The organism is Mucilaginibacter sp. (assembly GCF_025359345.1).
GTDB lineage: Bacteria > Bacteroidota > Bacteroidia > Sphingobacteriales > Sphingobacteriaceae > Mucilaginibacter.
Genome location: NZ_JANYGQ010000015.1, coordinates 227,889 through 241,623 on the forward strand (window position 1 = coordinate 227,889; position 13,735 = coordinate 241,623).

Annotated in this window: 8 protein-coding genes; 3 read left to right on the forward strand and 5 right to left on the reverse strand. The window is 42.9% G+C overall.

The genetic code is table 11. The features are described 5' to 3' along the window. Positions 1–148: 148 nt before the first annotated feature. The 3 genes from Q0R52_RS08730 to Q0R52_RS08740 form a co-directional block, all read right to left on the reverse strand. On the reverse strand, positions 149–739 hold the full coding sequence (locus tag Q0R52_RS08730) for a DUF4468 domain-containing protein (RefSeq protein ID WP_295794022.1): 591 nt from the start codon (positions 737–739) through the stop codon (positions 149–151). 64 nt (positions 740–803) lie between these two features. Then, positions 804–1,856 (reverse strand): porin, encoded by a 1,053-nt coding sequence (locus Q0R52_RS08735; RefSeq protein WP_295794023.1) that lies wholly within the window; start codon positions 1,854–1,856, stop codon positions 804–806. A 228-nt stretch (positions 1,857–2,084) separates the two neighbouring features. Beyond that, entirely contained in the window at positions 2,085–3,704 is a 1,620-nt protein-coding gene (locus Q0R52_RS08740) for an ammonium transporter (RefSeq protein ID WP_295794025.1), read from the reverse strand. Between the two features lie 542 nt (positions 3,705–4,246). On the opposite strand from Q0R52_RS08740, the gene Q0R52_RS08745 reads away from it, so the two are divergent. Next, positions 4,247–6,421, forward strand: a complete 2,175-nt coding sequence (locus Q0R52_RS08745) for a glutamine synthetase III (protein WP_295794027.1) — start codon at positions 4,247–4,249, stop codon at positions 6,419–6,421. Between the two features lie 146 nt (positions 6,422–6,567). On the opposite strand, the gene Q0R52_RS08750 is transcribed toward Q0R52_RS08745, so the two are convergent. After that, positions 6,568–7,956 (reverse strand): chloride channel protein, encoded by a 1,389-nt coding sequence (locus tag Q0R52_RS08750; protein WP_295794029.1) that lies wholly within the window; start codon positions 7,954–7,956, stop codon positions 6,568–6,570. 216 nt (positions 7,957–8,172) lie between these two features. Between Q0R52_RS08750 and Q0R52_RS08755 the strand changes: the two genes are divergently transcribed. Together Q0R52_RS08755 and Q0R52_RS08760 are read left to right on the forward strand one after the other, a co-directional pair. Further along, positions 8,173–9,354: an AIR synthase related protein gene (locus Q0R52_RS08755; RefSeq protein ID WP_295794031.1), complete on the forward strand. Its 1,182-nt coding sequence runs from the start codon at positions 8,173–8,175 to the stop codon at positions 9,352–9,354. A 10-nt stretch (positions 9,355–9,364) separates the two neighbouring features. Beyond that, entirely contained in the window at positions 9,365–10,054 is a 690-nt protein-coding gene (locus Q0R52_RS08760; RefSeq protein ID WP_295794033.1) for a sterol desaturase family protein, read from the forward strand. A gap of 268 nt (positions 10,055–10,322) precedes the next feature. On the opposite strand, the gene Q0R52_RS08765 is transcribed toward Q0R52_RS08760, so the two are convergent. Beyond that, positions 10,323–13,646 carry a carboxypeptidase regulatory-like domain-containing protein gene (locus Q0R52_RS08765; RefSeq protein ID WP_295794035.1) on the reverse strand — a complete coding sequence of 1,108 codons (3,324 nt, stop codon included), beginning with the start codon at positions 13,644–13,646 and terminating at the stop codon, positions 10,323–10,325. Positions 13,647–13,735 lie beyond the last annotated feature (89 nt).

Here is a 13,735-nt window from a genome sequence, read left to right on the forward strand (position 1 = left end):
ATACTAAGAAACTAAATCAACTGTAAAAAATAAAGCTGCACCGGTAATCGGTGCAGCTTTTTTGGTTTGTTGTAGAGGGCGTGTTACATACGCCCTGGCTGTACAAAGTAAAGGACGTATGCAATATACCCCTACGCTGAATTCCGTTCTACCAATCCTTGGTAGATATCTTCTTCACCCCAATATTTTTTTTGAGCGAGGACACCTTCAGCATATATTCCTTCAGCTTGTCGCCTATTTTGCGGCTTGAGGTAAGCACGCCGTTTAAATAAGCCGTCAAATCTTTCTTTTCTATTTTTCCCTCGGCTTTTTCAAGGGGAATAAAAATTCCGGGAACAGATTCGTAGGCATTATACCGGTTGCGCTGGTACGGATTAAACACAAAATCGGTTAACCAATAGCGGTATTTTCCGTCTTTAATATCAATCCGCATGGTAAATGTTACAGAGCCGTCTTCGTGCGATGTTAGCAATGATTTTTTTGAGACAAGAAAGCTCCCGGATCCCGTCAACGTCCCTTTATCCTTATCAACAGCATCAAGCTGTAACGCCGATTTAGGATATGCCGTTTTAAAAAAATAAAGCGCCCGGTTAAACAGGGTATCAACAGCTAATCCTGGTTGTTGCACTACCTGGTAATAAATGTATTTGTTATTCTCGTCCAAGGCAAGCGAATCCTTTTGGGCAAACGCCGCTCCTGCAAACAGTATAAATACCAAAACGGCTGTAAGTTTTTTCATATTACAAATATAAAGCCGCTCCCTTGTATGAGAGCGGCTCCTTGAAAATATTTTGGTTGAAATATTAAAACGCGTAAACCGCAGCCAGTACAAACTGTGACGCATGTTTGCTCGCCAGGCCATTGCTGTCGGTAAAAGCCGCACCAAAAGCATCGCTCTTTGTGTCAAACCTTACTTCCGGAATAACAGTTAATGGGCCTGCTTTAATGTTCGAGGTAACAGTGACAGCTTTTACATCGCCACCGTTATCTTTTACTTTAAAGTACTCACCGCGTAAACCGAAGGTTACAATAGGTGATACAGCTATTTGGGGATATAATGCTACACCTTCAAAACCACCGCCATTGTTTGGAGCAGAGAATGTTGCAGCGTTTACACCCAATTTAAAGGCATTGGTGATTTGATAGGCAGTTGTAAGGTCGAATTCAGTACCCGAATATGAGCCAGTTACCAGGTTTAAATAAGCTGTCCAGCCTTTTACAGGGGCAACCATTAATTGTGCACCAAAGGTTGATACATCACCACTACCGGTTTTAGCGGCGTTTAATGACGAGTAGTAGTTCCACTGGTTGTTAAAAATACCTGCCATTAAGCTTACTTTATCGCTAAATGCATAAGTGGCTTTAAAGCCGGCATTTTGGAACGGGCCGCTGGTGAACAGGTACGATGTTGAATAGTTAAAGTTACCTGCAGGCGATATTACCTCGTAACCAACAAACGTGGCCATATAACCCGCGGTAAGGTTGAATTTGTCAGTTACATCATACGATACATACAAATTTTGGATGTGATAGCCCGAAGTTGGGATAGATTGATCGCTGCGGGGACCAAAAGAAAGCTCGCCAACAAAAGCTGCTTTACCTACCTTTTTTTTCAGGGCAAGGTCAATCATACCTATCGATATGGAATTGTTTTCGTTTGCAAAGCTGGTAGGGATATTTGAATGGCCCGAGAAATCAGCTTTATAATAAGTATCTACCGAACCTGAAAATACCAGGGGCGGGTCGGCTGCCGGGGCAGCGGTCTTACCGGTGTCGGCCGGCATTGAAGCCGCAGTGGCTTTAAAAGTAGCAAGTGATGCGGCAAGTACAGTACAAAGTAAAAATCTTTTTTTCATGATAATGAGTTGATTGAAAGTTGAATTAGTTTTGATTGATTTGAAATTTTGATTGATTGATTTGAAATTGTTAAAGCATAGAAATCCTGTATCTGAATTATTTAGCTTTAATTCAGCATTACTTTTAGTAAAGTGTTATTATTTTTAAAGAACCCTTATGCGGCCGGTTATAAAAGGATAGTAATTGCAGAATCAAAAACCAACCGCATAAGGGTATATATTTAAAGGTTATGCAGTAACCTTAGCGCCTGTTTCAAACAAACCGCTTAAGCTAACTTCATCTTCCTGTGGTGGGTATACTTCAATACCGTGATCGAATACATCAAGACCACCAACACCTGCTTCGCCATGTTCTTCAACGCGCAGTCTCCATGGGTTCGGTAATTTGTTGATGATAAACATCATTACAAAGGTTACCACAAAAACGGCAATGGCAATTGTAAAGGTACCTATTGCCTGTGCCGCAAGCACGTGGGTACCACCACCGTAAAACAAACCTGTAACAGGTGCAGAGTTATCGGCGCCTGTCGGGCCTGTAGCACCGTACTGGCCACTTGCAAATAAACCTAAAGATAATGTACCCCATATCCCGCCTAAGCCGTGTACAGATACTGCACCAACCGGATCGTCAATACGGAACCACTCGAAAACGTAAATACCGGCGAATACAATAAACCCGGCAACAGCACCAAGCATTATTGCACCAAACGGGCTAACCCAGTAGCATGGACAGGTAATAGCAACCAAACCTGCAAGGAAACCATTTATGGTAAATGCCAAATCGAATTTTCCTTTGGTTGGGCCCCACCATAATGCAGCAAGCATTGCAGTGAAACCGGCGGCGCAGGCAGCAAGTGTAGTATTTGCAGCAACGCGGCCGATACCCTGGGCATCCATAGCAGACAATGTACTACCAGGATTAAAACCATACCAGCCAAACCACAGAATGAAACCACCCACAGCGGCAACCAATAAGTTGTGACCCGGAGGTAATCCGCCTTTTTCTTTGTTATCGCGGGCAAAAATACGGCCTAAACGAGGGCCTAATACTATTGCACCGGCTAATGATGCCATACCACCAATGGTGTGTACAACTGTTGAGCCTGCAAAATCGCGGAAGCCCTGGCCTAAAGATGGCAGGATGTTTCCGGCAGATCCCATCAGCGCAAGGAAACCGTCAGGTCCCCATGCCCAGTGACCTATAATTGGGTAGATGAACCCTGTAATACCAATTGAATAAAGAATATCGCCACGGAAGCTGGTACGGCCAATCATAGCACCGGAAACGATGGTTGAGCAGGTATCAGCAAATGCATACTGGAAAATCCAGTGAGCCAATACAGGGATACCAGTACCTTCGTACGTTAAAGGTGTATTTTGAAGGAAGAACCAGTTGGTGATGGTTTTACCGTCGGCGCCTAAGCCACCCCAGCCGATAAAGCCGTTGCCATGGCCAAACATAAACGCGTAACCAACAGCATAAAATAAAATTCCGCAAAGGCAGGTATCAAAAATACACTCCATCAACACGTTAACCGTTTCGCGCTTGCGGGCAAAACCAGCCTCAAGCATTACGAAACCGGCTTGCATACCAAATACAAGGAAAGCAGCAACAAGGGTCCACACCGTGTTAACTGTATTAATTAATGATGTTTCGTGCGCAGTGTACACTTCGGCAGCAGCGTGTGCCTTTGTACCAAAAATTCCTGGCAATGTCATCATTGCAAATACGATAAGCCCAAGGCCTATCATTTTCCCAGCAAAAATAGTAGCACCAAGCTGCCATTTTTCTCGTGTCAGTTGTCGGACCGAACTGAGCAAGCCGTCCTTTGTAGTTTTCACTTTCATTGTTTGATTAGTTTAATTTAGTTTGATTGATATTATTTAAGGTGATTTTTTTGCGTAACTCTTATTTTGTTTGACTCTGCGTGATTATTGCTAATTTTTTGCGAAATATTTAACAAACACACCATTTTTATAAATTTTTCTATGAAATTATGGATGAATTTTAATAAAAACAAATTTTACAACAATAATTTAACATTAAAATTTACATTTTTATCAAATTAATAAAATTACACCTAAAAAACGACCTATTTTTGAGTTTTTAATAATGACAAATTTATGATAGCAAAAAAAATATGCCAAAAAATATAAAACTCATATCAAATCAATAAATAATTGTTAAAAATTTAAATTTTATCATAAAAATTAGCGAATCAAAGCGTAAAAAACATCGAAAAGACCAAAATTTAACCACAAACACACCCAAAATGGTTAAAATTGAGCAACTTTTAAAAAAAATGCACTTTTTTTGATATTTATTTTAAAATCTGTATATATAATAAAGTATAGTTTTATTTTTGACCATAACCTTTAAAATCAGTTTCATGGGCAATATTCGTTTCCAGGCTTTGCAGGCAGTACTTACCAGGGGCATACCCGAGGTGAAATTTCCTTCCCAAAAAATCTCCGACTTTTTTGGAGCAAACGTTTTCGATAAAAAGAAAATGAAAGAATACCTGTCGTCCGAAGCATACCAGGGCATCATCAATTCTATTGATAAAGGAGAACCTATCCCCCGCGATATGGCAGAACAGGTTGCTTCAGCTATGCGTTCGTGGGCGATGGGAAAAGGCGCCACGCATTACACTCACTGGTTTCAACCGCTTACCGGATCAACTGCCGAAAAGCACGATGCCTTTTTTGAGCCTACCGGCGATGGCGGCGCAATCGAAAGATTTTCGGGCGATGCATTGGCCCAACAGGAGCCTGATGCATCAAGTTTCCCAAGCGGCGGTATCCGCAATACATTCGAAGCGCGTGGCTATACCGCATGGGACCCTTCATCCCCTGCATTTATAATGGCACGTACACTTTGTATCCCAACCGTATTTGTATCATACACCGGCGAAGCACTGGATTATAAGGTACCTTTATTAAAGGCATTGAATGTACTTGATAAGGCAGCCGTTGACGTTTGCCACTATTTTGATAAAAGCATTGAAAAGGTTAACGCATCGCTGGGTATTGAACAGGAGTACTTTTTGGTTGATATAGCCTTATTTAATGCACGCCCCGATTTGTATTTAACCGGACGGACGCTGTTTGGCCACATGTCGGCGAAAAACCAGCAACTGGAGGACCATTATTTTGGCTCGATACCTGAGCGGGTGTACGCATTTATGCAGGATATGGAAACCGAAGCCTTATTATTAGGTATCCCGCTAAAAACACGCCATAACGAAGTAGCACCCTCACAATTTGAGTGTGCCCCTATTTACGAAGAAATAAACCTTGCCATTGACCATAACCAACTGCTGATGGATTTGATGGACAGGGTGGCCAAACGCCATAACTTTAAGGTGTTACTGCACGAAAAACCGTATGCAGGCATCAATGGCTCGGGCAAACACAACAACTGGTCGATGATAACCAATACCGGTAAAAACCTGTTGTCGCCCGGCAAGACGCCAAAAAACAACCTGATGTTCCTTACATTTTTTGTAAATACCATCAGGGCGGTTTACGAACATGCCGATTTGCTGCGGGCGTCTATCGCATCGGTAAATAACGACCACCGTTTAGGGGCCAATGAGGCGCCGCCTGCAATTATATCTATATTTTTAGGCACCCAGCTGAGCGATGTACTGGACGAAATCGAAACATCGCGCATTAGCAAAAAAATAAAAGAAGACGCGCTGCTATGGCAGGGTATCCCTAAAATACCGCAGATATTAAAAGATAATACCGACCGTAACCGCACCTCGCCGTTTGCTTTTACTGGCAATAAGTTTGAATTGCGGGCTGTTGGTTCTTCTGCAAATTCAGCCAGCCCGATGACAGTACTCAACCTGATAGTGGCCGACCAGCTTAAAAAGTTTAAATACGATGTAGATAAGCTGATAAAGAAAGGCGAGAAAAAAGATGTGGCATTGCTATATGTGATAAAACGCTATATCAAAGAGTCGAAGAACATTCGCTTTGAAGGTAATGGCTACAGTGCGGAATGGGAAGCTGAAGCTGCGTTACGAGGATTGGCCAATATAAAAACCACGCCCAAAGCGCTGGATGCGATGCTGTCAGACAAAACCGACTATTTATTTGCTGACACAGGTGTTTTCTCGAAAAGAGAGTCGCACGCCAGGCACGAGATTTTGTTAGATAGCTTTTACAAAAAATTACAGATTGAGGCCCGTGTAATTGGCGAATTAGGTACTAACGTAATTATCCCCGCTGCCCTAACCTACCAAAGCAAGCTGGTTGAAAATGCCAGGGGCTTAAAAGACCTTGGGCTTGATAAAGAGACTTACAAAACGCAGCTGGATATCATCATGAAAATATCAGAGCACGTTAACGCGATTCAAACCGATATCGACCAAATGGTGAATGCCCGTAAAAAAGCCAATACTATTGAAGACATCCGCGACAAGGCGATAGAGTACGATGAAAAAGTAAAACCTTTCTTTCAGCCAATTCGCTATCACGTGGATAAGTTGGAGCAGTTGGTGGACGATTCGTTATGGCCGTTGCCGAAATTTAGGGAGTTGCTGTTTATAAAATAATTGGGCACTAATTTTTACGAATTAAATCGAATTTCACGAATTAGATTAGCGCGAATCAAAGCAAGTTGAACCGGAACTGGTCCCTAAAACCGACTCCATAAGGTTAATTTGAGAAAATTCGAACTAATTCGTGAAATTCGTGTCTTTCAATTCGCGTTACTATTTTCCACCTGTTCCGTCAGTTCCATTTCCTCCGGGGTATTTAGTTCCTTAATATACTGCACCTTCAGGTGGTCGTAAAGCGAGTGCTTATCAATTAATATCGATACAAGGCTTGCAACCATTCCTGCGAGTATCAAATGAAAAATAATGTTATGGCTGTTGGTCATCTCCAGCACCAATATAACCGATGTAAATGGCGACCTGGTAACGCCGGTTAAAAAACCAACCATTCCAGCCAAAATAAGCAGGTTCGCGTTGGCTTCGGTTACATTAAACCACGATGCCATCAGTGAACCGACGCTTGCGCCTGCTCCAAGTGCAGGCGCGAATATGCCGCCTGCCGAACCTGCAGTAAATGAAACCAGTGTGCCCCCTATCCGTAACAGGGGTGTGTACCACGCAACATATTTATGCGTTGTAAATAACGTAGTCTGCATAATATCCTTTCCCGACCCTAACGCTACCTTATCGATAAAAAATGCCATCGACGCCAAAACAAGGGCACAAGCCACTACATAAGCAATATGGTGCCAATGAAATTTAAACTTCGCCTTAAATTTAAAAATGAACAGTACCAGTTTTGACATTCCGCTACCACACAGCCCTGAAACAATAGCCACCAGTGCTACGCCTAAAAATATATAGCCCGACAAACCGTCGACTTTAGGATATCCCAGGTATAAATATGGACCAAGTAGCGCCTGTGCTGAAAGTCCGGCGATAATCACCGACGAAAAAATTGCTGTTTTATAATAGCTAAAATGGGTTTTTGTAAGTTCCTCAATGGCAAATACTATACCGCCAAGCGGTGTGTTGAAAGCCGCGGCTAAACCTGCCGCTGCCCCGGTTACCATCATATTTTTCTTAGCTATTTTTGGCCACCATTTTGGCAACACCTGGTAAACAATTTTGTATACCGACGTGGCAATTTGAATAGTAGGCCCTTCCCTGCCTATGGCGCCGCCGCCAACCGCCATCACCAGGCTTGAGCATACCTTTACTATAATAATGCGAAAACCCAAAAGCTTATCGACAATCTTTACAGTTTTGGGCGATGAAATCTGTATGGCTGCCATTACCTGCGGAATACCGCTTCCCCGCGCGTAAGGTGAAAAACGATGTACCAGCCACCAGGCAAACACAAAACATACCGGCGACAATATAAAAAGCATCCAGGCATGGTGCGTAAAAACAAACGTTGTTAAATCCTCCGCAGCAACAAACAGCTTTGTATACAAAACTGCCAGCAAGCCGGTAATTATTGAGGCAAACCAAAATGGTATAGCCTGCAGTGCATTCTTTTTTAAGTTTTCATTGCGTATCCTATCGAACGCGGTTTTGAGTTGAAGACGAAGCCAGGTGATGAATTTCATGTAGCAGCGGGGGTATTACTTCTGTTGAACAAAATACCGGCCGGTATGTGTTAACAATAGTGCAAATGTAATCCTATGATGCGAATTTCACGAATTAGCCCGAATTTTCTCAAATCGGATTCGTGTAATTCGACTTCGTTCGCAAAAATTAGTGCTAACTCAATTCGTCTAATTCGAAATAATTCGTGAAATTCGTGCCTTTTTAATTCGGTGCTTATGAGTTCTTCGCAAAGATATGACCAAAGGGGTGTTTCGGCCTCGAAAGATGATGTACATAATGCTATAAAAAATATCGACAAAGGCATCTTTCCAAAGGCTTTTTGCAAAATTGTGCCCGATATTTTAACCAATGACCCATTATATTGCAATATAATGCATGCCGATGGCGCGGGTACCAAATCGTCATTAGCATACACTTACTGGAAAGAAACAGGCGATATTTCTGTTTGGCGGGGCATAGCACAGGATGCTATTATTATGAACCTTGACGATTTGCTTTGTGTGGGTGCAACCGATAATATCCTGCTGTCATCAACCATAGGTCGCAACAAAAACCTTATCCCCGGCGAAGTGATTGCTGCCATAATAAACGGCACCGAAGAAATCCTGGCCGAATTGAGGCAAGCAGGCATCGGCATCTACTCCACAGGTGGCGAAACTGCCGATGTAGGCGACCTGGTACGGACCATCATCGTCGACTCTACCGTTACCTGCCGCATGAAACAAAGTGACGTAATATCCAATCACCGTATACAACCCGGGGATGTCATCGTCGGCCTGGCATCATACGGGCAGGCAACTTACGAAAAGGAATACAACGGCGGCATGGGCTCAAACGGCCTCACCTCAGCCCGGCACGACGTTTTTAATAAAACCATTGCGGATAAATACCCTGAAAGCTATGATGCGGCTATTCCGTACGAATTAATCTTTTCAGGTAGTAAAAACCTTACTGATTTAATTGATATCGGCGACAGCCAAAGCGTAACGGCCGGCAAGCTCGTGCTATCAGCAACCCGTACTTACGCTCCTATCATCAAAAAAATGCTTGATGCGCATCGCGATAGCATACATGGCATGGTTCACTGCAGCGGCGGCGCGCAAACCAAAGTGCTGCATTTTATCGATAACCTGCATATCATAAAAGATAACCTGTTCCCGGTTCCACCGTTGTTTAACCTTATACAGCAGGAATCGAAAACAAGCTGGCAGGAAATGTACAAAGTATTTAATATGGGCCACCGTATGGAGCTTTATGTACCTCAGGCAATTGCTGACGACTTAATAAACATTTCGGAAAGCTTTGGTGTTGATGCCAAAATTATCGGGCGGGTTGAGGGTGCAGATAAAAAACAGGTAACTATCCGTTCCGAGTTTGGGGAGTTTGTGTATAATTAAAGCCAAATTCATGCTGCATTTTCTCTCGTCACAATCGCCGCAAAGCTTATGGGTGATTTTTTTGACGGAAAATTTTGCAGTAACAGCAATAGCTTTATTTGCCGGCTGGGCTACTCTCAGGCTGCTTAAAAAACCTGTAAAACCCCCATCAGGGAAAGAGTGGCGTATTTGCCTAATCACCAACCTGATTAATACGGCTATAACATTTGCAGGTTTCTGGCTGTGGAAACACAACTATATCACGTTCAGTTTCGACGCGAACTGGCGTATAGCAGCCGATTTCGTGGTTGTTTTCATCCTGATGGACCTGGCCATGTATATTTTTCATTATGCCATTCACCATTCTGTAGTTTATAAAATAATCCACCGTTTTCACCACCAGTACCAGCACCCTATCCCCATCGATTTATTCGTACTTCATCCGCTGGAAACGGTAAGTTTTGGAGCGTTGTGGCTCGCGGTTATCTCTTTGAATAGCTTTAATTTTTATGCCATTGCTATTTACCTGGCAGCAAACGTTATCTTCGGCATCATCGGGCATTTAGGCATTGAGCCCTTGTCTGCCAATACGCGTAACAAGCCTGTCTTCAGGTACCTCGGCACGTCAACTTTTCACCACACGCACCACCTTGATGTAAATTACAATTTTGGTTTTTATACTAACTTATGGGATAAGTTATTTAGGACTTATAAGGACTAATACGATATATTTTTCGTTGTTTCACTACCACTCTTTCGCCATTTCCTCAACTTACTTCAGCGAATAAAAATCACCCGCCTTAACCCTGACTACGGGCTTCTTCTATCTCGCGATTATATCGCTCAATATCAGTAGGATTATTTTCTTCGTCCAATTCTTTATGTGTAGTAAATTTCACAAACTCTTCCATTACAAACTTAAATATTTTGATACAAGAAAGGCCCGGACGTTTGCCCGGGCCTTTTCCATTATGTGGTTAAAGGTGATATTAATTGAATGTGTACCTTACACCTAATTGTACCTGGTAACGCGAAATCTGGCCGATTTCGTTTACGAATGATGTAGTAACCGGTTTCAGGTTAGTTTTATCAAGGTACGGGAATGAATAGGTTGCGTGGCCTGTAGCCTGATCAATACCCTGGTATTTAAGAACTGTAGTGCTTCCGTTGTTAAATCCGCTGTACGAATCCTGGTATAAGCCCCAGTTTTTGTTCAACAGGTTACCAAAGTTAATGAAGTCAGCAGTAAATGTAAGCGTATTTTTAGTTTTGCCTATGTTTGTGAAAAAGTCTTGTGCAAAGTGAAGGTCAAGTCTTTTAAAGTAAGGCAATATTACACCGTTACGCTGGGTAAATTGTCCCCTGTGTGCGCTAAGGTATTTATCCTGGCTTATGAATGCATTCAACTGGTTCCATATTTCATCCGGTGTACGTGGGTCAGCCGCAAAATCTTTAACCAGCTCAATATCGCCTTGTGCTTTTGGCACAAACATTAAATCGTTGGTTGTTGAACCATCATGGTTTAAGTCGTTACCTGCATTGGCAGAAGTGATGTACGACACAGCACCGTTATTAGCCATTTCGAAGATCAGGCCCAATGTGGTAGCTGTATGATGCCAGAACTCTTTTTTCCAGGCAAGCGATGCAATTATACGGTTCGGCTGTACAAATGAACTATTTGAGAGGTAATCGCCATTAGAGTTACCTGGGGTTGGGCGCGAGCTCCAGATGGTGCTTGCAGTTGAACCACCGTCGTTAACGTCTTTCGAACCGCTGTGGGTATAGGCAATGTTAGCATATAAGCCGTTTGTGAAGCTTTTTTGCAACTGTGCAGTAATAAAGTACGAATAACCTTTGCTGGTGTTGTTCATGTAGTACAACGATGTGATTGCAGGGTTAGCCGCTGTTGCCGACGCAGCTGGCGTGGTTGTATTGCTCTTGGTATACTGAATTTGTCCTTCAGGGCCAGGCAATACGCTGAAGCCATCAGATATCACAAGGTTTTGGTGATAGATAGCGTTTATGTCTTTGCTGTAAACACCTTCAATAGTTCCTATCAGACCACCTGGCAATCTTTGATCGATAGCAAGGTTAGTTCTCCAGATTTTTGGATATTTAAGGTTTGGATTCGCAACGTCAAGCTCGTAAGAAGTGTTGGCTGCAGCTGTTCCTGGAGCAGGGCGGTTAGCGTTCGGATCTGGATTGAACTTCAACCTTGGGTCTGCTGGGTTATCCTTTTTGTTGATAGTGTATGAACCGAACAACACGCCATTGTTTGAGGCCTGGTTAGATATCCATACAAAAGGAACAGAACCGGCAAATAAACCAGAACCACCACGAACCTGGGTTGAACCATCGCCATAAACATCCCAGTTAAAGCCTACACGTGGCGATAATTGTATACGGTTTTTCGGCAATACAGATGGGTCAACATGGATGCCCTGTTGGAAAGTAATACCTGTTACGTTAGGGTTTTTCTGAAGGGTAGTTGGGAATATGTCATAATCAGCACGCAAACCGTAAGTTAACCTTAAATTATCAGTTACGTGGAATTTATCCTGCGCATACAAGCTAAGGTTGTAAGCCTTTATTTTAGCAAACGGGAACGCTCCACTAGGCAAAGCGGAGTTACGTGTTGCGTATTGGTTTGCAGGCAAATCATTTAAAAAGTCCGAAGCGGAGTTAAATATGTATATGCCATTGTAGTTAGGGGCAAAACCGTTGGTATAGCTCTGTACCTGGTCGTTGGTACCAAATGTAAATTCGTGCTTGCCTGAATAAATGGTCAAGTCGTCAGAAAACTGGCCAATATTCGTACTTAACAAGTTGCCGGCTGTAAATATTTCAGACCCGAAAGATGTCAAGTTAGCATTTGACGGAGTTACGACTGTACCGTTTGCATCTGAAGTACCGTTGCCAATATCAACAAACGGAAGGGCGGTAGTGCCAAGGAAGGTGCGGAAATCGCGCAGTGCCGAATAACCGATTGTTGCCCTGTTTGATATTTTACTGCTAATGCGGGTATCCAACTCAACAATACCTATGTTAAAGTTATTGTTAATACGGTAACCGGCACCATAAAACGGAAGTGTAAATTTACCGGCTGCCCTGGTGCCGAAGTTCGACGGACCTGAGTTAGAGTTACTTGGCGGGTTATCCCTGTATGATTTCAGGTAAAAATATTTCGCGCTTAAAGTATTGTTCTTGTCTATGTTCCAGTCAAGCTTGAATGTTATTTTATCGCTATGTGTTAAAAAGTTATAATTCTGGTAAGCACCCGGATCATAACCGTAACCTTTTAGTTTGGCAACAATAGCATTAAGTGTTTGTGCATCGGCTTGCGATACACTGCCGCTGCCACCCTGACCTGGTGCCGGGGCCGCAGTAAAGCTTGATGCAGGGTTGCTCACGCGCTCTTGCTCGGCTGATAAGAAGAAGAACAATTTGTTTTTGATGATCGGGCCGCCTACGCTAATACCATCAGTATGGTAATTAAACGGGATCTTGTTAACGTTTGTAGCGCCTGCGCTATAGCCGGTTAGGCCAACACCGCGCCAGTAATCATATATTGTACCTTTAAATGTGTTGGTACCCGATTTTACTACTGTGTTAACACCTGCGCCGGTAAAGTTACCCTGCCTAACGTCGTAAGGAGCGATGTCAACCTGTATCTGATCAATCGCATCTAACGATATTGGCTGCGAGTTTGTTTGACCGCCCAATGTGCTCGATAGACCAAAAGAGTTGTTAAACAATGCACCATCAACAGTAATATTGTTAAACAAACCGCTGCGGCCGCCAAAACTTAAGCCATTTGCTGATGGTGTAAGCTTTGTAAAATCAGACAATGACCTGTTAAGTGTAGGCAATGCCTCAATTTGCTGGCGGTTAACAGTTTCGCGGGCGCCGGTACGTGATGAGTTTATCACTTTACTGCCCGAAGCCTTGATAACTACTTCGCCTAATGTTGTAGTATTATCTTCCAATTTGGTATCAAGCCTTTGGTCCTGGCCAATTGAAAGTGTGATATTTTCCTGCACATTGTCTTTGTAGCCTATAAAGGTTACTTTAAATGTGTACGGGCCACCTACCCTTAAGTTAGGAAGGTTAAAACGGCCATCGGTACGTGTTACTGTTGAATATACAGTACCTGTAGGCGTGTGGGTGATGCTAACGGTAGCACCTGGAATCGGGCCTTTCGCGTCGGTAACGATACCGTTAACGCTGGCCGTTGTTACGCCCTGGGCCGATACATCTTTCGTCATGAAAAACGTAATGCCTGAGAGTAAAATAAAGAGTAAAAACTTCCTCATAGTAGTTTCTTTAATTTTAAATTCTGTTAATTAATCCAATTGTGGGGCAAAGATAGGTACAACTATTATCGGCTATATTAAGTTAATGT